This is a genomic window from Sphingomonas sp. GC_Shp_5 (assembly GCF_026540855.1).
Taxonomy (GTDB): Bacteria; Pseudomonadota; Alphaproteobacteria; order Sphingomonadales; family Sphingomonadaceae; genus Sphingomonas.
The window spans coordinates 39,281-59,739 of the sequence record NZ_JALNUP010000020.1 but is presented as its reverse complement, the minus strand read 5'-3'; the positions used below and the strand labels follow the sequence as shown (position 1 = coordinate 59,739).

The following is a 20,459-nucleotide window of genomic DNA, read 5'->3' as shown; positions in this document are numbered from 1 at the left end:
TTCGTCACCCCAGCGCAAGCTGGGGTCTCGTGCCGCATGGGCGGGGAAGAGCCGCTTGAGACCCCAGCTTGCGCTGGGGTGACGACCTATTGAGCAGGCTTACCGGCTGACGTGATCCCGCGCCTCGGCGAACAACCAGCTGCGAAGCGCGCTCGCCAGGTTCGCCGGCGCATCCGCCTCGATCCGCAGCGCATCGATCTGCGCCACCAGCGCACTGAGCGGCAGCCCGCGCACCACCGCGGCCTTCTCCAGCGCCGTCCAGAACAACGGCTCCAGGCTGATCGAGGTCTGATGCCCCGCGATCGTGATCGATCGCTTCACCGGGCCGACGAACCCCTCGGGCGGCGCGGTGATGCTCACGTCACGGTGTGTCGAACAGCGCCGCCAGCTGCTCGATGATCGTGCCGCCCAATTGCTCGGCGTCCATGATCGTCACCGCGCGGGCATAATAACGCGTCACGTCATGGCCGATGCCGATCGCGACCAGCTCGACCGGCGACTTGGCCTCGATCCAGCCGATCACCTGGCGCAGGTGGCGCTCGAGATAGCTGCCCGAGTTCACCGACAGCGTCGAATCGTCCACCGGCGCGCCGTCGCTGATCACCATCATGATGCGCCGCTCCTCGGGCCGCGCCATCAGCCGGCCGTGCGCCCACAGCAGCGCCTCGCCGTCGATATTCTCCTTGAGCAGCCCCTCGCGCATCATCAGCCCGAGGTTCGGCCGCGCCCGGCGCCACGGCTCGTCGGCCTTCTTGTAGACGATGTGGCGGATGTCGTTGAGACGGCCGGGCTGCGGTGGCCGCCCCGCGGCGAGCCAGGTCTCGCGTGACTGGCCGCCCTTCCAGGCGCGGGTGGTGAAGCCGAGGATCTCGGTCTTGACCCCGCAGCGCTCCAGCGTGCGTGCGAGGATGTCGGCGCTGATCGCCGCGATCGAGATCGGCCGCCCGCGCATCGATCCCGAATTGTCGATCAGCAGCGTCACCACCGTGTCGCGGAAATCGGTCTCGCGCTCGATCTTGTAGGACAGCGACTGGGTCGGGTTGACCACCACCCGGGCGAGCCGCGCGGCATCGAGCATGCCCTCTTCCTGGTCGAAATCCCAGGAGCGCGATTGCTGCGCCATCAGCCGCCGCTGCAGCCGGTTGGCGAGCTTGGACACCGCCGATTGCAGGTGCACCAATTGCTGGTCGAGATAGCCGCGCAGGCGGATCAGCTCGTCGGCGTCGCACAGGTCGTTGGCGGCGACCACCTCGTCGAACTGCGTCGTCCACGGCTTATAGTCGAACTGCGCGGACGGATCGGCCCCGGGGCGGTTGGGGCGCACCGGCTGCATCCCCTCCTCGCCCTCGTCGCCGGGCTCGCCGTCCATGTCGTCGATCGGGTCGTCGCCGATCTCCTGGCCCTCGCCGTCGCTGTTCTCGGCCTCCTGGCTCTCGCCGCGCTGCTCGACCTCGCCCTGGCCCTCGCCGCCGGCCTCGTCTTCGCCGTCCTCGCTCTCGTCCTGGCTCTGCTCGTCGGTGCCTTCGTCCTCCGAGCCGCCCTCGTCGGCCTCCTCGGGCAGGCGGTCGCCCTCGACCAGCTCGAGCTCCTCGAGCATCTTCATCGCCAGGCTCTGGAACGCACGCTGGTCGTCGAGCGCTAGGGCAAGCGCGCCAAGGTCGGTGCGCGCTTCGATCCACTCGCGCACCAAAGCGAGGCCTGGCTGGGCGATCGCCGGCGCCTCGATCCCCGTCAGCCGCTCGCGCACCAGCAGCCCGAGCGCGCTCGACAGCGGCACCTCGGCCTGGCTGCGCGCGCGGGTCAGCGGGTCGGAGCGCAGCCGCACGTCGAGCGAATGCGCGAGATTGTCGGCGATCCCCGCATAGCCACGGCTGCCTAGCGCCTCGACGCGCGCGCTCTCCACCGCATCATACACCGCCCGCGCCACCGCATCGCCCGGCGCGCCGCGGCTGTGCAGCGCGATATCGTGGTGCTTCAGCCTGAGCGCGAAGCCATCGGCGAACCCGCGCGCCTCGGCGACCTGCTCGGGCGGCAGCTGACGGCCGGGCATCGGCACCTTGAGGTGCTTGCCCGATTGCGCCGGCGCGTCGGCGGTAAAGGCAAGCTCCACCTCCGGCTCCCCCGCGATTGCGCGCGCGGTGCCGGCCAGCACGGCCTTGAACCGGTCGAGGGGGGTGTCGTTGGCCACGCCGATGTCAGGCCTTGCCCACCACGCTCTCGGGCAGGTCCTTGCCGAACACGCGCTGGTAATATTCCGCCACCAGGCTGCGCTCGGCCTCGTCGCACTTGTTAAGGAACGACAGCCGGAACGCGAAGCCGACGTCGCCGAAGATCAGCGCATTCTGCGCCCAGGTGATCACCGTACGCGGGCTCATCACCGTCGAGATATCGCCGTTGACGAAGCCCTTGCGGGTGAGATCGGCGACGCGGACCATGTTCTCGACGGTCTTCTTGCCCTCGGGCTTGTCATATTCGCCGGACTTGGCGAGCACGATCTGCGCCTCGGTCGCCGCCGGCAGATAGTTCAGCGTCACCACGATGTTCCAGCGGTCCATCTGGCCCTGGTTGATCTGCTGGGTGCCGTGATAGAGCCCGCTGGTGTCGCCGAGGCCCACCGTGTTGGCGGTTGCGAACAGCCGGAACCAGGGCGACGGCCGGATCACGCGATTCTGATCGAGCAGGGTCAATTTGCCCTCGGTCTCGAGCACGCGCTGGATCACGAACATCACGTCCGGGCGACCGGCGTCATATTCGTCGAACACCAAAGCGGTCGGCGTCTGTAGCGCCCACGGCAACAGGCCTTCGCGAAATTCGGTGACCTGCTGGCCATCCTTAAGCACGATCGCGTCGCGGCCGACGAGATCGATGCGGCTGATGTGCGCGTCGAGGTTGATGCGGATGCACGGCCAGTTGAGGCGTGCGGCGACCTGCTCGATGTGGGTCGACTTGCCGGTGCCGTGATAGCCCTGGACCATCACGCGGCGGTTGTGCGCGAAACCCGCCAGCACCGCGAGCGTGGTGTCGGGATCGAACACATAGGCGGGATCGAGATCCGGCACGCGCTCGTCGGCCTCGCTGAACGCGGGCACTTCCATGTCGATGTCGAGCCCGAACAGGTCGCGGACCTTCGCCATCTTGTCGGGGGCGTCGAGAATGGTGGTCTCGCGGCTGTCGGGCTGGGTGTTGGGAATATCCGTCATCATGCACTACCGTTGGCTAGGCCGTCCTCAACGCGCGAGGCAGGAGATCGGCACGTCACGACATGCAGTGGAAACGGAATGGCCGTTCGTCAACCATAACCGGCCGCGCGTCGATGACCGATCGAGACGGGTTTTGACGCCGGCGCGCTTTTGCCGGACACTCGGGCCGGAGCCACCGAGTCGCCAGGGGAGAGGACCATGGCCAACCCGCACGGTATGCCGATCTGGTACGAACTGCTGACGCGCGATCCCGCCGCGGCCAAGACGTTCTACGATGCCGTAATCGGCTGGTCGATCAAGCCCCACCCGACTGGTGGGCTCGATTACCGCCTGATCGCCACCAGCGACGCTGACGGCGCCAGGATGGTGGGCGGGGTGATGACGCTCGACGACGACATGGCCGCGCATGGTGCCAGCCCGCGCTGGCTGTTCTACGTCGGCGTCGACGATGTCGATGCCACCGCCGAGCTGATCTCGGCCGAAGGCGGCACGATCATCATGCCGCCGTGGAGCATCCCCGAGGTCGGCCGGATGGCGCTGGTCGCCGATCCGCAGGGCATCCCCTTCTACGTGATGCGCGGCGCCAGCGACGAGAGCAGCACGGCGTTCGACCGCGCAGGTCTCGGCCAGTGCAACTGGAACGAACTCAGCACCACCGATCAGCCCGCCGCGCAGCATTTCTACGCGCGCGTGTTCGGCTGGCGCTACCCCGACCGGATGCCGATGGGGGCGATGGGCGATTATGTCTTCGTCGAGGCCGCGGGCACCACGATCGGCGCGACCATGACCGCCGCGGCCGAGGGGCCGCCCGCCGCCTGGCTGTTCTATTTCCGCGCGCCGGACATCGAGCGCGCCGCCGAGACCGTCACCGACCACTGCGGCACCGTCCATCGTGGGCCGATGACAGTGCCGGGCGGTGACCGGATCATCGTCGCCAGCGATCCCGAAGGCGTGATGTTCGGCGTAGTCGGGCCAGGTGAGCTTGCATGACCGACCGGCCCGGCTTCGAACTCGCGGTCACCGGCATATTGGAGGCGCCGATCGCCGCGGTGTGGCGCGCCTGGACCGAGCATCTGCCCGAATGGTGGTGCCCGGCGCCCTGGACGGTGGAGGTGATCGAGAACGACCTTCGCGCCGGCGGTCGCTCGGCGATGATCATGCACGGACCGGGCGGCGAGGCCGAGCCGATGGAGGGCGTGTTCCTCGAGGTGACCCCGCCCAGCCGGATCGTCTTCACCAATGCGTTCACCGCGGGGTGGATCCCGCAGGCACCGTTCATGGTCGGCTTCTTCGAATGGACCGAGGAGGATGGCCATACCCGCTATCGCCACGGTGCCCGCCACTGGAGCGAGGAGGCGATGCGCCAGCATGAGGCGATGGGCTTTCACCCCGGCTGGAGCATCGTCGCGCGCCAGCTCGAAGCGGTTGCCCAGCGTCTGGCCTAGCTCAGCCTGGCAGGCCGTTCATCAAGCGAACGCCGGCGCCTGCCGCAGTTGCTGATAGGCCGCGATCACCTTCTGCAACTCGCCTTCGAAGCTGCGGTCGCCACCGTTGCGATCGGGGTGAAAGCGTCGCACCAGCTCGCTGTAGCGCTTGCGCAGGGCGTGCCGGTCGGCGTCCGGCGCCAGCCCGAGCGCCTTGAGGCTGCTGCGGTCCTGACCCGACAGCGGCTTGCCGTCGGTGCGCTCGGGCGCGACCTCGCGGCGGTAGCGCGCGCCGATCGCGTCGAGCGGATCGCTGAAATCGGCCCAGCGTGGGCCCTGATCGCCGGTGCCGGCGCGCGCGAACGCCCGCGTCTCGCGCTCCCACCCGGCCATCGGCCGTTGCGCGTGGTGGATCTCGTCGGCGGTCATGCCGGCGAAGAAATTGTAGCGGCTGTTGAACGCGCGAACATGTTCCAGGCACATCCAGCGGAACTGCGGCGGGCCGCTGCCGTCGCCAGCGCCCTCGAGCGGCGGCGCGCGGAATTCACCGGGCTCGGGGCAGCCGGCTTCGGCGCACGGCTGGCCGCCATTGTCCATCCGCCCGTGAAAGCGGGCGTTCGGCCGATCCTTCCTGTCTTCCGTGCGCGCCACAGACGCTCCCTAATCGACGCAAACGGGCTATATAGGCGCGATGATCGACACCGCTACTCATCCGCCGCTCGCCACCATCATCGAACAACGGCTGATCGCCGCGCTCCAGCCGACCGCGCTCGAGGTGACCAACGACAGCCACCATCACGCCGGCCACATGGGCGATGACGGCACCGGCGAATCGCACTTTACCGTCACCGTCGAGGCACCGGTGTTCGTCGGTCTTTCCAGGGTCGCCCGCCAGCGGCTGGTGAACCAGGCGCTCGCCGATCTGTTGAGCAGCCGGATTCACGCGCTCGCCATCCGCGCCCGCGCTCCCGGAGAATAAGCGTCATGAGCTATTGCCTCTGGTATTGGCCCGAGATCCAGGGCCGCGGCGAGTTCGTCCGCCTCGCGCTCGAGGCTGCGGGCATAAACTACGTCGATTGCGCGCGCATCGACGGCGCCGAGGCGATGATGAACGATCTCGAGCAGCGCGCCGGCAGCGGCACCGGCCCGTTCGCCCCGCCCTATCTGGTGCAGGGCGACCAGGCGATCGCGCAGGTCGCCAACATCCTCCTGTTCCTCGGCGACACTCATGGCCTCGCGCCCGCGGCACCGGCCGAGCGCTACTGGCTCCACCAGCTTCAGCTCACGATCGCCGATCTGGTCGCCGAGGTGCACAACGTCCATCACCCGGTGGCGATGATGGACTATTACGAAGACCAGAAGCCCGAAGCCGATCGCGCCGCCGAGCAGTTCCGCAACCAGCGCCTGCCCAAATTCCTCGATCATTTCGAGGCTGCCGCCACCGCCCATCGCGGCGACTGGCTGACCGGCGACAGGTGGAGCTATGGCGATACCTCGCTGTTCCAGCTCGTCGAGGGACTGCGCTACATGTTCCCGCAGCGGATGGGCACGCTCGAACCCGACTATCCTGCACTGGTCGCGCTGCACGACAAGGTCGCCGCGCTCCCGGGGATCAAGGCCTATCTCGCCAGCGATCGCCGGATCCCGTTCAACACCCAGGGCATCTTCCGCCATTATCCCGAACTCGATGGCGCCTGAACCCGCCCCCGTGCTCGCCCGTGCGCCTCGTCCGGCGGCGCGCATCCTGCTGGTGGATGGCGCCGGCCGGGTGCTGCTGTTCCGCTTCGTGCCGTCGGATCGGCCGCCCTTGTGGTGTACCCCCGGCGGCGCTGTCGACCCCGGCGAGAGCTATGCCGCCGCGGCGCGGCGCGAATTGTGGGAAGAAGTGGGGCTCGACATGGATTGCGGGCCCGAGGTCGCGCAACGCACGATCGATTTCGTCACCTTCGAGGGCGTCGAGGTGACCGCCGACGAACGCTATTTCCGGATCGACGTCGATGCCTGCGAGGTCAAGGCCGGGCAGCTTACCGAGCTCGAACGCAAGCTGCTCGTCGGGCACCGCTGGTTTTCCCGAAACGACATCGTCGGTCATCACGAAGTGATCTATCCTGCCGATCTTGTCGCCCTTCTGGACGCTACGGAGCCCCGCCGTGCTTGACGATTTCGTTCTCCAGACCATCCTCCCCGTCACTCACGACCTCGGCGGGTTCAAGGTCCACCGCACCCTGCCGAGCAAGGCGCGCACCATGGTGGGGCCGTTCCTGTTCTTCGACCAGATGGGCCCGGCGCAGCTCGGGGTCGGCGAGGGCATCGACGTTCGCCCCCACCCGCACATCAACCTGTCAACCGTCACCTATCTGTTCGACGGCGCGATCGACCATCGCGATTCGCTCGGCACCAACGCGCGGATCGAGGCGGGCGCGGTCAATCTGATGACGGCGGGCCATGGCATCGTCCATTCCGAACGCTCGCCCGGCGACGAGCGCGCGGCAGGCCCGGCGCTGTCCGGGATCCAGACCTGGCTGGCGATGCCCGAGGCGGTGGAGGAGATCGATCCCGCCTTCGAGCATGTCGCCAAGGCCGATCTGCCGACGCTCGACGCGCATGGCGCGCGGGCGCGGATCATCATGGGCGAGCTGTGGGGCCAGCGCGCGCCAACCACCACCTACGCCGGCACGATCTATGCCGATCTGGTGCTCGAGCCCGGCGCCGCGGTGCCGATCGACGCCGCCGCCGAGGAACGCGCCGTCTATCTGGCGATGGGCGAGGCGACGCTGGAGGGCGTGCCACTAGAGCCGATGGTGCTCTACGTGCTGCGCCCCGGCATCGCCGCGACGCTGCGCTCGGCGACCGGCGGCCGGGCGATGCTGTGCGGCGGCGACGCCTTCGCCACCCCGCGCCACGTGTGGTGGAACTTCGTCTCGTCGAGCCGCGAGCGGATCAACGAGGCCAAGCGCGCGTGGAAGGCCGGCGATTTCCCGGTCATTCCCGGCGACGACCAGGAATGGATCCCGATTCCCGAGATCCCCAAGACGGTAAGCTATCCCTGATCTCCCCCGGATGACGTAAAGAAAGGGAAGATCGATGACGCAGCCCCTTCTCCGCATCGCCCTGGCCACCGGCGTCGAGCTCGACGTCGCGCTCGCCGGCGATCCCGCGCAGCCGCCGGTGATCCTGCTCCACGGCTTTCCCGAATCGCACCGCACCTGGCGCGGCATCGTCCCCGATCTCGCCCGCGACCATTACGTCATCGCCCCCGATCAGCGCGGTTACGCCCGCTCGTCCAAGCCCGAGGGCGTCGAGGCGTATGCGCCCGACAAGATCCTCGGCGATCTGATCGCGCTCGCCGATCACCTCGGCATCGATCGGTTCACCCTGGTCGGCCACGATTGGGGCGGCGCGATCGCGTGGATGGCGGCGCTTGCCCGGCCGGACCGGGTGGAGCGGCTGGTGATCGTCAATGCGCCGCACCCCCTGCTCTTCCAGCGCGCGCTGTTCGACGATCCCGCCCAGCGCCAGGCCAGCCAATATATTACCCGCTTCCGCGACACCGGCCTCGACGCCGGGCTGGTCGGCGCCGGGCTGGAACGCTTCTTCGCCTCGAGCTTCGCCGAGCACGCCGCCGCCGCCATCCTCGGCGCCGACAAGGCCGCTTATCTCGATGAATGGGGCCAGCCGGGCGCGATGACGGCGATGCTCAACTGGTATCGCGCCTCGTCGGTGATCGTGCCCGCGCCCGGCGAGCAGCCACCCCGCCCCGCCTTCCTCGATGCGCCCTTTCCGCCGGTGACGCAGGACACGCTGGTGATCTGGGGCATGCGCGACCACGCGCTGCTGCCGCCGCTGGTCGACGGCCTCGGGCCGTTGGTGCCGCGGCTGACGGTGGCGAAGATCGATGCCGGCCATTTCGTCACCTGGCAGCAGCCCGAGGCGGTGGTCGCGGCGATGCGGGCCTGGGGCATTTGAACCCTGTCGCTACGATGACTGGCGCATTCGGGAGGCGTTCAGTGGCGGGCGCCTAGCACTCGATCATGTCGGGCCCGCAGCCCGGCACCGATGCGAAGGAGAATCATCATGCGCAAGATCATCATCGCCGCGCTTGCCGCCACCATCCTTGCCCCTGTCGCCGCGCCGACCGTCGCTGCCGCGCAAAGCTATGGCGAGGTCGCCCGCGACCAGCGCGAGGTCGACCGCGACCGTCAGGATCTCGCTTATCAGCGCCGCAACGGTGACCGCGGCGACGTCCGCCGCGCCCGCCAGGAGCTGCGTGAGGATCGCCAGGAGGCCCGCGAGGACTGGCGCGACTATCGCCGCAGCCATCGCGACGTCTATCGCCGCCCGGCCTATGCCGGCCCGCGCAACTACCGTTATCGCCCGGTCACCGTCGGCTATCGCTTCGCGCCCGAATATTACGGCCAGCGCTACTGGATCAACGATCCCTACACCTACCGGCTCGGCCGCCCCGGCTATGGCCAGCGCTGGATCCGCTACGGCAACGATGTGGTGCTGATCGATACCCGCTCGGGCCGCGCGGTCCAGGTCTACAACAGCTTCTTCTACTAAAGGCTGCGCCGGCGGGTTGGGGGCTAGAACCCCACCCCGCTCAGGCTGCGGAAGTGCCCGCGCGCCTCGGCGCCCATCAGATTCTGCATCACCGTCCAATAGCCCGCCACCGCGGCGCCGCCCGAAGCGCTATAAGCCTGCGCCATGTTGGCGCGCAGATCGGCGAACAATTCCCGCTCCAACGCCTCGCCCTCGGGCGTCAGGCTCAGCAGCCGCGTCCGCCGGTCGCGTTCGCCGGCGCGCTGCATCAGCAACCCGCGGTCGATCAAATCCTTGGCGACCCGCCCGAACGACTGTTTGGTAACCCCGAGCAGCGCCAGCAGCTCCCCCACCGTCACCCCCGGCTTGCGCCCGACGAAATAGAGCAGGCGATGATGCGCCCGCCCCAGCCCGCGCGTCGCGAGCTCCTCGTCGACATGGCGCAGGTGGCGGCTGTGGGCGAAGAACATCAGGTCCATGCCCCCGCGGATCACGTCATCGCGCAGGAACAGCTCGGGCGGTGGCAGCACAATGTCAGTCATCTTGACACAATCCCGCAGGGATAGCGCCTTGGCTAGCCCCAATCGGTTGCCGGTCCCGGCCATGGCCACTAAGGCGCCCCCATGGCCGATCCGATCATCATCGCGGTGCCCAAGGGGCGCATCCTCGCCGAGGCGGTGCCGCTGCTCGCCCGCGCCGGCATCCACCCCGAGGCGGCCTTTTCCGACGAGGACAGCCGCGCGCTGCGCTTCGCCACCGACGATCCCGGCATCGAGCTGATCCGCGTCCGCGCCTTCGACGTCGCCACCTTCGTCGCCCATGGCGCCGCGCAGCTCGGCATCGTCGGCTCGGACGTGCTCGCCGAATTCGATTATTCTGAGCTCTACGCGCCGGTCGACCTCGGCATCGGCCATTGCCGCCTGTCGGTCGCCGAGCCGGCGGCGATGGCCGCGGGCGATGATCCGCGCGGCTGGAGCCATGTCCGCGTCGCCACCAAATACCCGCACGTCACCGCCGCGCACTTCGCCGCGCGCGGCGTCCAGGCGGAATGCGTCAAGCTCAACGGCGCGATGGAACTCGCGCCCACCCTCGGCCTCGCTCCGCGCATCGTCGATCTCGTCTCCTCGGGCCGCACCCTCAAGGAGAACGGCCTGGTCGAAGTCGACGTGATCACCGAGGTGACCAGCCGCCTGGTGGTCAACCGCGCGGCAATGAAGACGCGCGACCGCGTCGTGCCATTGGTCGAGGCGTTCCGCCGCGCCGTCGCCCAGACGCAGGCCGCCGCGGCATGATCCGCCTCGATACCAGCGACGCCGGTTTTGCCCAGGCTTTCACCGCACTGGTCGAGGATCGCCGCGAGGCCTCCACCGACGTCACCCGCGATGTCGCCACCATCATCCGCGCCGTCCGCGACGAGGGCGAGGCGGCGGTCGAGGCGTTCACCGCCAAGCTCGACCGCCACGATCTCGGCGAGACCGGCTGGCGCATCGAGCCCGCCGCCTGCGCCGCCGCTTATCAGGCGCTGGAACCCGGCCTGCGCGTCGCGCTCGATCTCGCCGCCACCCGCATCCGCGCCTATCACGAGCGCCAGACGCCCACCGACAGCGACTATGTCGATGCCGCCGGCGTCCGCCTCGGCGCGCGCTGGCGTGCGGTCGATGCCGCCGGCATCTACGTCCCCGGCGGCCGCGCCGCTTATCCCTCGTCGCTGCTGATGAACGCGATTCCTGCCAAGGTCGCAGGCGTCGAACGGCTGGTGATGGTGACGCCGACGCCGGACGGCCAGATCAACCCCCTCGTCCTCGCCGCCGCGCATCTCGCCGGGGTCGACGAGGTGTGGCGAATCGGCGGCGCCCAGGCGATTGCCGCGCTCGCCTACGGCGCCGGCCGCGTCGCCGCGGTGGATGTCATAACCGGCCCCGGCAACGCCTGGGTCGCCGAGGCCAAGCGCCAGGTGTACGGCGTGGTCGGGATCGACATGGTCGCGGGGCCGTCCGAGATCGTCGTCGTCGCCGATGCCAGGAACGATCCGCAGTGGATCGCCGCCGACCTGCTCAGCCAGGCCGAGCATGACACCACTACCCAGTCGATCCTGTTCACCGACGACGCCGATTTCGCCGATCGTGTTGCCGCCGCAGTCGACGCCGAGCTCGGCGGCCTCGCCACCGCCGCGGTCGCGCGCCAGGCGTGGGACGCCAATGGCGCGATCATCCTCGTCGACTCGCTCGAGGCCGCCTGCCCGCTGATCGACCGCCTCGCGCCCGAGCATCTCCAGCTCGCCGTCGACGATCCCCAGGCGCTGTTCGACCGCGTCCGCCACGCCGGCAGCGTGTTCCTCGGCCGCCACACCCCCGAGGCGATCGGCGATTATGTCGCCGGTCCCAACCACGTCCTCCCCACCGGCCGCCGCGCCCGCTTCGCCAGCGGCCTGTCGGTGCTAGATTTCATGAAGCGCACCAGCTTCCTCGCCCTCGACGAAACCGCGCTCGCCGAACTCGGCCCGGCGACGGTCGCCCTCGCCAACGCCGAAGGCCTCCCGGCCCACGCCCGCTCGGTGGCGCTGAGGCTGCGGCTCAACCACTGACGAAGATCATCGCTGGTGGTAGCTACGTGAGGCACCCGGGCCACGAGTTAATCAACAGCCGCATGATGCTCATGCACCTTCCGATGCTGGGGCAGGCTGTCCGCGATGATGCTCCGCTCGATCCAACCTGCCGACTGTCTTTGACATCAACTTGATCATCGTGATTGCAAGCGCAACCCCTGCTATCAGGTCGATCAAATAGTGCCCGCCGCTTAGCAATGCCGATTCGATCATCAGTATATTCACAGCCACCAACGGCAGCGCCCAGGTACCAAGGCGAGAAAACCCCCACGCTAGGATCACGCCATCGGCGGCGTGAACACTGGGGAACGTGACAAGGCCGGTAATCGCGCTTCCGTCGAGATGGCGCAATTCACCACTTCTGACCGCGATGAATATGTCCACAAAGCGATATGCATAAGGCGGGGTACCGAACGCCGGAACCAAGGCCATGATGAAAATTGCAACCGCAGCCGTCACGGTCAGTGCAGACATCACGACCCATGCCGATCGCAGTTGGCGACGAGCGATCATCGCGACGAGCAGCAGGTAAGGTGTCATCGCCGCGCTGCGGTAAACCCACCCAGATACCATCATTAACCAAGGCAGACATCACGACCCATGCCGATCGCAGTTGGCGACGAGCGATCATCGCGACGAGCAGCAGGTAAGGTGTCATCGCCGCGCTGCGGTAAACCCACCCAGATACCATCATTAACCAAGGCAGACGCCTCGCGGTCGCAACCACAGCTTGGCGATCGAATCCCAGTAACCCGACATCGATGGCGGCCAGCTCGGCGTCACGCATGGGCCACGCGGACGAGGCAAGCACCAGTGAACAGAAAGCCATCGCAATCGGTATAATTGCCGACAGCATCATCATTTCCACGCCGGTCGCAAGGCGCTCAAATCCCAACCAACGCATCGCATAAGCAATCATCAGGAAGAACACTGTCGACGCTATGCCGTCGTCGAGAAGGCCGCGATCAATATCAAACCGGCCGCTTGCCAGCGCCAGAGCTACAATCAGCACTGCTAAGGCCAACGCTCCATATACGGGTACCGCCATGGCATCGAAAAGGCGACGCCGGTTTGCACGAAGCACAGATGGCTGAACTAGGGATTCAGCTGAAAAACTCGGCGACCACATTAGGAGACCGGTACGTTGCCTGGGTGGAAAAATGGTTACTGGGCGCGACAACGCGATTTGGAACTGAATGGCAGCTATTGATGTTCCAATCGCATTGGACTTGATTTCGCGCCTGAGCTGCTTGAGGCAAGGCTCCTGAGGCAAAGGGGAGTGACGAAACCGCCGCTTGAGCCTACATGCCCCGCCGATGTCCCGTACCACCGCCCGCACCCAGGCTCGCGCCGCCGCCCGTCTTGCCGCCGTCCAGGCGCTCTATCAGCATGAGATGGAAGGCACTGCGGTGCCCGCGCTGCTCCACGAATTCCACAACCACCGGCTCGGCGCGATCATCGAGGAGGTCGAATATGCCGAGGCGGATCTCGATTTCTTCGACGATCTGGTGAAGGGCACCACCGCCCGCGCGGGCGAGATCGATCTCGCCATCGAGGGCAAGCTCGCCAAAGGCTGGACGCTTGCCCGGCTCGACAAGCCGATGAAGGCGATCTTGCGCGCCGGCACCTATGAATTGATGGCGCGCCCCGACGTGCCGGTCGGCGCGACGATCAGCGAATATGTCGATGTCGCCCACGCCTTCTACGAGCGCCGCGAGGCGGGCTTCGTCAACGGCCTGCTCGACGCCATCGCCAAGGACGTCGGCCGCTAGACCTGCGCTCGCCGGCAACCAGGGCCATGACCGAAGCCGATTTCCTCGCCGCCTTGCGCGCGCTGCCGCTGCACCCCGCCGCGCGCGGCCTGCGCGACGATGTCGCGCGGCTCGCCGGTGGCCCGCTGGTGGTGAGCACCGACACGCTGGTCGAGGGGATCCACTTCCTCACCGACGACACGCCGCAGGACGTCGCCTGGAAGCTGGTCGCGACCAACCTGTCGGATCTCGCCGCCAAGGGCGCCAAGCCCGAAGGCATCTTGCTCAACTATCCGCTGTCCGACGACGGCTGGGATCGCGCCTTTCTGGAGGGGCTCGCCACGGTGCTCGCCGCCACCGGCACCGCGCTGCTCGGCGGCGATACCGTCACCCTTCCCGCCGGCGCGCCGCGCTTCCTCACCGTCACCGCCTTCGGCAGCGACACGCCCGCGCCCCCGCGCGGCGGCGCCGGCGAGAATGACGCCTTGTGGGTCACCGGCACGATCGGCGACGCCGGTCTCGGCCTCGCGGTGGCGCAGGGCGGAGAAGGCCCCGCCGCGCTTGCCGAGCGTTACCGCCGCCCGCAGCCACGACTTACCGAAGGCCGGCTTCTCGGCCGCATCGCCCATGCGATGATGGACGTGTCGGACGGATTGCTGATCGACGCAGCTCGCATGGGCGCCGCAAGTGGACTGGCTGTAGAGCTCGACCTCGCCGTGGTGCCGCTGTCCGACGCCTATCGCGCCCATGCCGGGGATACGCTGGACGCACGGCTGGCCGCGGCCTCGTCCGGCGACGATTACGAACTGCTGTTCGCCATGCCCGCCAACACGCCCCCGCCGGTCGCCGCTACCCGCCTCGGTCGGTTCATGCGCGGCGACGGCCTGCACCTCCATCTGGCCGGCGAGCCAGTGCCGCTGCCGGTGCGCCTGGGTTACGAGCACCAGCGCTGAAATGCGCCAGCCCGGACTGATCCCGATTTTACCGCTGTCCTACAGCCGCCGACTCTGCCAGCCTCGCTGCGGGTCGTGAACCACCCGCGCTCTTTCTTTCCCCGCCATGGGGACCTGAATAACACCCTCGCGTAGGTGAGACTTTAGTATGACCTTCGGCGGTTTTCCGCGGGTTTCACGCGCCGCGCGACCCGCCCGGTCCGAATGGCTTGCGCCCACCCGCGACGCGCCATAGCCTCACCTTCCGCGCGAGCCGGGAACACGTCGGCCGCGCCCAACAGGAGAAGGACGCGAGCATGACCGTGGTCACCATCGCCATCCTCTGCGGCGCGATCGCCGTGGTCTATGGCTTCATCACCAGCCAGCAGGTGCTGCGCGCCTCACCGGGCGACGCCCGGATGCAGGATATCGCCAGCGCTATCCAGGAAGGCGCCAAGGCCTATCTCGGCCGCCAATATACCACCATCGCGGTCGTCGGCGTCGTCGTCGCCGCCATCCTGCTGCTGACGCTGGGGGTCACCTCGACCATCGGCTTCGTGATCGGCGCACTGCTCTCGGGGCTCGCCGGCTACATTGGCATGAACATCTCGGTGCGCGCCAACGTCCGCACCGCGGAGGCTGCGCGCTTCTCGCTGCAGGGCGGGCTGACCATGGCGTTCCGGTCGGGCGCGGTCACCGGCATGCTCGTCGCCGGCCTCGGCCTGCTCTCGATTACCGGCTTCTTCTGGTATCTCACCGGCCCCGCCGGCCATGCGCCCAACGATCGCATCATCGTCGAGGCGCTCACCGCGCTGGCGTTCGGCGCCTCGCTGATCTCGATCTTTGCCCGGCTCGGCGGCGGCATCTTCACCAAGGCGGCCGACGTCGGCGCCGATCTGGTCGGCAAGGTCGAGGCCGGCATCCCCGAAGACGATCCCCGCAACCCCGCGGTGATCGCAGACAATGTCGGCGACAATGTCGGCGATTGCGCCGGCATGGCCGCCGATCTGTTCGAAACCTATGTCGTCACCCTTGGCGTGACGATGATCTCGATCGCGCTGCTGATCCGCGCCGATGCCGCCGAGCTCACCCGGCTGATGACGCTGCCGCTGCTCGTCGGCGGGGTGTGCATCATCACCTCGATCATCGGCACCTACATGGTCCGGCTCGGCAAGGGCAGCATCATGGGCGCGCTCTACAAGGGGTTCTGGACCTCGGCGCTGCTCTCCATTCCGGCGATCTACCTCGCCAGCCGCTACGTGCTCGGCGATCTCAACCGCACCATCGGCGGCGCCGGCTTCCTCGATGCGGTGAGCGACGATCTCACCACCAGCCTTGATGCGCCGACCACCACCGCCGCGGGCACGCTCGCGAGCTTCACCGGCATGGATCTGTTCTGGTGCATGCTGATCGGCTTGGCCGTCACTGGCCTGATCGTCTGGATCACCGAATATTACACCGGCACCAACCACCGCCCGGTGCGCAGCATCGCCAAGGCCTCGGAGACTGGCCATGGCACCAACGTCATCCAGGGCCTGGCGATCAGCCTGGAGGCGACCGCATTGCCGACGCTGGTGATCGTGGTCGCGGTGGTCGCCACCTACCAGCTCGCCGGCATCATCGGCATCGCCTTTGCCGCCACCGCGATGCTCGCCCAGGCCGGCATGGTCGTCGCGCTAGATGCCTATGGCCCGGTCACCGACAATGCCGGCGGCATCGCCGAGATGGCGGGGCTGCCCGACGACGTCCGCGCCCGCACCGATGCGCTCGACGCGGTCGGCAACACCACCAAGGCGGTCACCAAGGGCTATGCAATCGGCTCGGCGGGGCTGGCGGCGCTGGTGCTGTTCGGCGCCTATACTAATGATCTCGCTACCTATTTCCCCGACGTCACGGTCGATTTCAGCCTGTCCAACCCCTATGTCATCGTCGGCCTGCTGCTCGGGGCGCTGCTGCCCTATCTGTTCGGCGCCTTCGGGATGACCGCGGTCGGCCGTGCCGCCGGGGCGGTGGTTGAGGAGGTCCGCGGCCAGTTCCGCGACAATCCCGGGATCATGCAGGGCACCAGCCGGCCCAATTACGCCCGCACCGTCGATCTCGTCACCCGCGCCGCGATCCGCGAGATGATCGTGCCGAGCCTGCTGCCGGTGCTCAGCCCGATCGCGGTTTATTTCATCATCACCGCGGTGGCGGGCCAGGCCTCGGGCTTCGCCGCTCTGGGCGCGATGCTGCTCGGCGTGATCGTCTCGGGGCTGTTCGTGGCGCTGTCGATGACCTCGGGCGGCGGTGCCTGGGACAATGCCAAGAAGTTCATCGAGGACGGCAACCACGGCGGCAAGGGCTCCGACGCCCACAAGGCGGCGGTCACCGGCGACACGGTGGGTGATCCCTACAAGGACACCGCCGGCCCGGCGGTGAACCCGATGATCAAGATCACCAACATCGTCGCCCTGCTGCTGCTCGCGGCGCTCGCGGCGCACTGACGGCTCTCCCCCGGCTGAGGCCGGGGGACACGGCTAGGCCATGGCCTCGCAAGCCTCGCCGATGGCATCGTAGACCCGGTCGAGATCGCCCGCGTCGATGCAATAGGGCGGCATCACATAGACCGTGTTGCCGAGCGGCCGCAGCAGCAGGTCTCGTTCGCGAAAGAAGGCGAGCAGCCGCGGGCCCAGCGCGGACAGATAAGCCCCCTCCTCGCCGCCGATCTCGAGCGCGGCGATGGTGCCGAGCCGGCGGGCGCCCGACACGCCGGGCAGCTTGGCAAGCCGTGCGATCCCCGCCGCCTGGCACCCGGCAAGGTCGGTGACCCGCTCGAGCACCGGTTCGTCGCGCCAGATCGCCAGATTGGCGGTGGCGGCGGCGCAGGCGATGGGGTTGGCGGTGTAGCTCGACGAGTGGAAGAACATCCTGGCGCGGTCGTCGCTGTAATGCGCCGCGAAGATCGGCTCGGTCGCCATCGTCACCGCCAGCGGCACCGCGCCGCCGGTCAGCCCCTTGGAGAGGCAGAGGATGTCCGGCACCACGCCGGCCTGCTCGCAGGCGAGCAGCGTGCCGGTCCGCCCCCAGCCGGTCATCACCTCGTCGGCGATGAACAACACGCCCGCCGCCGCGCAGATCGCTCGCATCTCGGCGAGCACCCAGGCCGGGTAGAACAGCATGCCACCGGCGCCGAGCACCAGCGGCTCGACGATGAACGCCGCCGGTCCGGCAGCGCAGGCGCGCTCGAGCGCATCGAGCGTGTCCTGCTCCCGCCCCGCCGCGGGATAGGGGATGGTGCCGACATCGAACAGCAGCGGCGCATAGGCCTGGTTGTACACGCCACGTGCGCCGACCGACATCGCGCCGATCGTGTCGCCATGATAGCTATGCTCCATGACGAGGATGCGGTGCCGCGGCTCATCGCGCGCCAGCCAATAGCCAAGCGCCATCTTCAGCGCGACCTCGACGCTGGTCGATCCCGAATCGGAGAAGAACACCCGGGACAAGGCGGGCGGCATGATCGCGGTCAGCCCCCGCGCCAGCGCCTCGGCCGGTTCATGGGTCCAGCCGGCGAAGATGATCTGGTCGAGCCGCTCGGCCTGGTCGCGGATTGCGGCGACGATGCGGGGATGGTTGTGGCCATGGGTGGTGACCCACCAAGACGAGATCGCATCGACGATCCGGCGGCCGTCGGCCGTGAACAGGCTGGCGCCCTCGGCTCGGGTCACCAGCGGGATCGGCTCTCCCAGGCCGTGCTGGGTGAATGGATGCCACACCGGCGAGGTCATCGGAAATCCTCTACGTCGAAGCCGGCCGCGAACGCCCGTGCCAGCGTGGTGGAATCGAGCGGATCGAGCATCGGCAACCGCCCCAGACGGCGCACCCCGCCGAGCCGCGCGATAGTCGCCTCGCTGTCCTCCACGCCCTCGCCGACGAAGGCGACGCCGAGCAGCGGAATGCCGCGCCGGCGCAGCGCTTCGATCGACAGCAGGCTGTGGTTGATCGTGCCGAGGCCGGTCCGCGCCACCAGCACCACTGGCTGCTGCCAGCGGGCGAACAGGTCGGCGAACAGCAGGTCTGGCGTCACCGGCACCAGCGCGCCGCCAGCACCCTCCACCACCAGCGGTCCGTCGACGGCGGGCAGCGCCAGCCGCGCAGGATCGATGACGATGCCGTCGATCGCCGCGGCCCGGTGCGGCGAGCAAGGGGTGCGCAGGCGATAGGCCTCGGGAATGATCCGCGAGCGGGGCACGCCCAGCCGCTCCACCCCCGCAGCGTCGCCGCCGTCGTCAGTGCCCGCCTGGATCGGCTTCCAGTAACAGGCGCCGAGCGCGACGGTCAGCGCGGCGGCGAATACCGTCTTGCCGATGTCGGTATCGGTGCCGGTGACGACGATATTGCTCACACCACGCGCTCCAGAATGGTGGCGAGCGCATCGATCTCCGCCTCGCCGATGTTGAGGGTAAGGGAAATCCGCAGCCGGGAGGTGCCGGCCGGCACCGTCGGCGGCCGGATGCCGCGCACGTCGAAGCCCGCCGCTTGCACCGCCGCCGCCGCCCGCATCGTCGCGGAATCGTCGCCCAGTACCAGCGGCAGGATCTGCGACCCGCTGGCGCTCACCCCGCAGCGGCTCAGCGCCTGTTCGGCATAGGTGACCAGCCCGGCCAGTCGCGCACGCCGCTCCGGCTCCTCGGCCAGGATGCGCAAGGCTTCCCGCACCGCGCTCGCCATCAGCGGCGATGGCGCGGTCGAGAAGATGAAGCCACGCCCGCGGTTGATCAGGAACTCGCGCATCGCTGCCGGGCCACACAGCAGCGCACCTTCCGCGCCTAGCGCCTTGCCGCAGGTGCGGAGGCTGATCACGTTGGCGCCGCCGTCGAGCCCGGCGGCGAAACCTCGCCCGTCCGGGCCGAACACGCCGGTGGCGTGCGCCTCGTCGATCAGCAGCATGCCGTCATGCGCATCGGCGACCGCGAGAAGATCGGCCAGCGGCGCGCGATCGCCATCCATGCTGTACAGGCTCTCGACCGCGATCCACGGCGTGCCGGTGCCCCCCGCCCTGCGCCAGTCGCGGATCGCATCGGCCACCGCGTCGGCATCGTTGTGGGCCGCGGCGACACAGCTAGCCCGCCCCAGCCGCATGCCTTCGTGCGCACTGGCATGGATCAGGGCGTCATACACCACCAGGTCGCCGCGCTGGGGCAGGGTGGCGAACAGCGCGGTGTTGGCGGCATAACCACTGGCGAAGAACAGCGCCGCCTCGCTGCCGAAAAAGGCCGCCGCCTCCGCCTCCAGCGCCTCATGCTCGTCGTCGTTGCCGCGCAGCAACCGCGATCCGCCCGAGCCGACCGGCACGCCGCGCGCCAGTGCCGCGGCGACGGCGTCGCGCAGCCGCGCCGAACCGGCAAGGCCGAGATAATCGTTGGAGGAGAAGTCGATCCCGGCCCGTGGCATCAACGCACGGCGCCGGTCGCGCGCGGCGAGCTCGGCCAGATCGGCAAGGTGAGGCATCAGCGGCATCGGTGCGCCCTAGCGATCTTCTGCACCGCTGCCGACCCGCTTGTGCTACGGCCGGGCGCACCGTGGCAGCGGCCGGGCCGACGATTCTGGTAAGGATCGTGGCCGCGGCGGTTGTGGCGGCGCATCCTACTCCCCATCTTGCTGGTGAAATCCGCGCGCGACTTCCCTTTTGCGGCCTTGTCCGCTAAGGCCCGCGCCGATTTCGTACATCCGAAAAGAGGTTTTGTTTGGCCAAGGAAGAACTGCTCGAAATGCGTGGGCGTGTGGTGGAGCTTCTCCCCAACGCGATGTTCCGCGTCCAGCTCGAAAACGACCATGAAATTCTTGGTCATACCGCCGGCAAGATGCGCAAGAACCGCATCCGCGTGCTGGTCGGCGACGAGGTGCTGGTCGAGCTCACCCCCTACGACCTGACCAAGGGGCGGATCACCTACCGCTTCATGCCCGGTCGCGGCGGTCCCGGACCGTCCTGATCACGCCCGATCCGATAATCCGGTCTGACGCGG

The 20,459-nt window shown here is 68.3% G+C and carries 23 protein-coding genes; 14 read left to right on the top strand and 9 right to left on the bottom strand.

Annotated elements, in window-relative coordinates:
• Nucleotides 1–99: 99 nt before the first annotated feature.
• The 3 genes from OXR60_RS15160 to cobS are packed head-to-tail and all read right to left on the bottom strand — an operon-like array spanning nucleotide 100 to nucleotide 3,200.
• Entirely contained in the window at nucleotides 100–360 is a 261-nt protein-coding gene (locus tag OXR60_RS15160) for a ribbon-helix-helix domain-containing protein (protein WP_267396770.1), read from the bottom strand.
• Nucleotide 361: 1 nt separating this feature from the next.
• Complete coding sequence (gene cobT / locus OXR60_RS15155) at nucleotides 362–2,188, bottom strand: cobaltochelatase subunit CobT (protein ID WP_267396769.1); 1,827 nt, start codon at nucleotides 2,186–2,188, stop codon at nucleotides 362–364.
• Between the two features lie 7 nt (nucleotides 2,189–2,195).
• Entirely contained in the window at nucleotides 2,196–3,200 is a 1,005-nt protein-coding gene (gene cobS, locus OXR60_RS15150; RefSeq protein ID WP_267396784.1) for a cobaltochelatase subunit CobS, read from the bottom strand.
• 198 nt (nucleotides 3,201–3,398) lie between these two features.
• Between cobS and OXR60_RS15145 the strand changes: the two genes are divergently transcribed.
• Nucleotides 3,399–4,190, top strand: a complete 792-nt coding sequence (locus OXR60_RS15145) for a VOC family protein (RefSeq protein WP_267396768.1) — start codon at nucleotides 3,399–3,401, stop codon at nucleotides 4,188–4,190.
• Complete coding sequence (locus tag OXR60_RS15140) at nucleotides 4,187–4,645, top strand: SRPBCC domain-containing protein (protein ID WP_267396767.1); 459 nt, start codon at nucleotides 4,187–4,189, stop codon at nucleotides 4,643–4,645. Before OXR60_RS15145 ends, OXR60_RS15140 begins: the two co-directional genes overlap by 4 nt.
• 21 nt (nucleotides 4,646–4,666) lie before the next feature.
• Here OXR60_RS15140 and OXR60_RS15135 read toward each other — a convergent pair whose 3' ends face one another.
• The gene (locus OXR60_RS15135; RefSeq protein ID WP_267396783.1) at nucleotides 4,667–5,221 is read right to left on the bottom strand and encodes a J domain-containing protein; all 555 of its coding nucleotides are present in this window, start codon (nucleotides 5,219–5,221) and stop codon (nucleotides 4,667–4,669) included.
• Nucleotides 5,222–5,315: 94 nt separating this feature from the next.
• On the opposite strand from OXR60_RS15135, the gene OXR60_RS15130 reads away from it, so the two are divergent.
• The 6 genes from OXR60_RS15130 to OXR60_RS15105 all read left to right on the top strand — a co-directional run bounded on the left by OXR60_RS15130 (nucleotide 5,316) and on the right by OXR60_RS15105 (nucleotide 9,187).
• Nucleotides 5,316–5,603, top strand: coding sequence for a BolA family protein (locus tag OXR60_RS15130; RefSeq protein WP_267396766.1), 288 nt, complete (start codon nucleotides 5,316–5,318; stop codon nucleotides 5,601–5,603).
• Between the two features lie 5 nt (nucleotides 5,604–5,608).
• Nucleotides 5,609–6,322 carry a glutathione S-transferase gene (locus OXR60_RS15125; protein WP_267396765.1) on the top strand — a complete coding sequence of 238 codons (714 nt, stop codon included), beginning with the start codon at nucleotides 5,609–5,611 and terminating at the stop codon, nucleotides 6,320–6,322.
• On the top strand, nucleotides 6,312–6,782 hold the full coding sequence (locus OXR60_RS15120; RefSeq protein WP_267396764.1) for an NUDIX domain-containing protein: 471 nt from the start codon (nucleotides 6,312–6,314) through the stop codon (nucleotides 6,780–6,782). The genes OXR60_RS15125 and OXR60_RS15120 overlap by 11 nt, the downstream gene beginning before the upstream one ends.
• Nucleotides 6,775–7,674, top strand: a complete 900-nt coding sequence (locus tag OXR60_RS15115; protein ID WP_267396763.1) for a pirin family protein — start codon at nucleotides 6,775–6,777, stop codon at nucleotides 7,672–7,674. Before OXR60_RS15120 ends, OXR60_RS15115 begins: the two co-directional genes overlap by 8 nt.
• A gap of 34 nt (nucleotides 7,675–7,708) precedes the next feature.
• Complete coding sequence (locus OXR60_RS15110) at nucleotides 7,709–8,590, top strand: alpha/beta hydrolase (protein ID WP_267396762.1); 882 nt, start codon at nucleotides 7,709–7,711, stop codon at nucleotides 8,588–8,590.
• Nucleotides 8,591–8,698: 108 nt separating this feature from the next.
• A complete protein-coding gene (locus OXR60_RS15105) occupies nucleotides 8,699–9,187 on the top strand; it encodes an RcnB family protein (protein WP_267396761.1) in 489 nt (162 codons plus the stop codon).
• Between the two features lie 23 nt (nucleotides 9,188–9,210).
• On the opposite strand, the gene OXR60_RS15100 is transcribed toward OXR60_RS15105, so the two are convergent.
• Nucleotides 9,211–9,708: a MarR family transcriptional regulator gene (locus tag OXR60_RS15100; RefSeq protein WP_267396760.1), complete on the bottom strand. Its 498-nt coding sequence runs from the start codon at nucleotides 9,706–9,708 to the stop codon at nucleotides 9,211–9,213.
• A gap of 81 nt (nucleotides 9,709–9,789) precedes the next feature.
• On the opposite strand from OXR60_RS15100, the gene hisG reads away from it, so the two are divergent.
• Both hisG and hisD read left to right on the top strand, forming a co-directional pair.
• Nucleotides 9,790–10,458 carry an ATP phosphoribosyltransferase gene (gene hisG / locus OXR60_RS15095; RefSeq protein ID WP_267396759.1) on the top strand — a complete coding sequence of 223 codons (669 nt, stop codon included), beginning with the start codon at nucleotides 9,790–9,792 and terminating at the stop codon, nucleotides 10,456–10,458.
• A complete protein-coding gene (hisD, locus tag OXR60_RS15090; protein ID WP_267396758.1) occupies nucleotides 10,455–11,750 on the top strand; it encodes a histidinol dehydrogenase in 1,296 nt (431 codons plus the stop codon). The genes hisG and hisD overlap by 4 nt, the downstream gene beginning before the upstream one ends.
• Before the next feature lie 69 nt (nucleotides 11,751–11,819).
• Here the strand turns inward: hisD and OXR60_RS15085 are convergent, their stop codons facing one another.
• Nucleotides 11,820–12,311: a phosphatase PAP2 family protein gene (locus OXR60_RS15085; RefSeq protein ID WP_267396757.1), complete on the bottom strand. Its 492-nt coding sequence runs from the start codon at nucleotides 12,309–12,311 to the stop codon at nucleotides 11,820–11,822.
• Between the two features lie 776 nt (nucleotides 12,312–13,087).
• Between OXR60_RS15085 and nusB the strand changes: the two genes are divergently transcribed.
• The 3 genes from nusB (at nucleotide 13,088) to OXR60_RS15070 (ending at nucleotide 16,937) form a co-directional block, all read left to right on the top strand.
• Nucleotides 13,088–13,543 carry a transcription antitermination factor NusB gene (nusB, locus tag OXR60_RS15080; RefSeq protein WP_267396756.1) on the top strand — a complete coding sequence of 152 codons (456 nt, stop codon included), beginning with the start codon at nucleotides 13,088–13,090 and terminating at the stop codon, nucleotides 13,541–13,543.
• 26 nt (nucleotides 13,544–13,569) lie between these two features.
• On the top strand, nucleotides 13,570–14,475 hold the full coding sequence (gene thiL / locus OXR60_RS15075; protein WP_267396755.1) for a thiamine-phosphate kinase: 906 nt from the start codon (nucleotides 13,570–13,572) through the stop codon (nucleotides 14,473–14,475).
• Nucleotides 14,476–14,771: 296 nt separating this feature from the next.
• Nucleotides 14,772–16,937 (top strand): sodium-translocating pyrophosphatase, encoded by a 2,166-nt coding sequence (locus OXR60_RS15070; RefSeq protein WP_267396754.1) that lies wholly within the window; start codon nucleotides 14,772–14,774, stop codon nucleotides 16,935–16,937.
• A 33-nt stretch (nucleotides 16,938–16,970) separates the two neighbouring features.
• Here the strand turns inward: OXR60_RS15070 and OXR60_RS15065 are convergent, their stop codons facing one another.
• Genes OXR60_RS15065 through OXR60_RS15055 form a run of 3 tightly spaced genes read right to left on the bottom strand, consistent with a single transcriptional unit; the run spans nucleotide 16,971 to nucleotide 19,953 of the window.
• Nucleotides 16,971–18,221, bottom strand: coding sequence for an adenosylmethionine--8-amino-7-oxononanoate transaminase (locus OXR60_RS15065; protein WP_267396753.1), 1,251 nt, complete (start codon nucleotides 18,219–18,221; stop codon nucleotides 16,971–16,973).
• Complete coding sequence (gene bioD / locus OXR60_RS15060; protein ID WP_267396752.1) at nucleotides 18,218–18,838, bottom strand: dethiobiotin synthase; 621 nt, start codon at nucleotides 18,836–18,838, stop codon at nucleotides 18,218–18,220. Before bioD ends, OXR60_RS15065 begins: the two co-directional genes overlap by 4 nt.
• The gene (locus tag OXR60_RS15055) at nucleotides 18,835–19,953 is read right to left on the bottom strand and encodes an 8-amino-7-oxononanoate synthase (RefSeq protein ID WP_267396751.1); all 1,119 of its coding nucleotides are present in this window, start codon (nucleotides 19,951–19,953) and stop codon (nucleotides 18,835–18,837) included. Before OXR60_RS15055 ends, bioD begins: the two co-directional genes overlap by 4 nt.
• A gap of 227 nt (nucleotides 19,954–20,180) precedes the next feature.
• Here OXR60_RS15055 and infA point away from each other — a divergent pair, with 227 nt between their 5' ends.
• Entirely contained in the window at nucleotides 20,181–20,426 is a 246-nt protein-coding gene (gene infA / locus OXR60_RS15050; protein WP_055844981.1) for a translation initiation factor IF-1, read from the top strand.
• The last annotated feature ends 33 nt before the right edge of the window (nucleotides 20,427–20,459 follow it).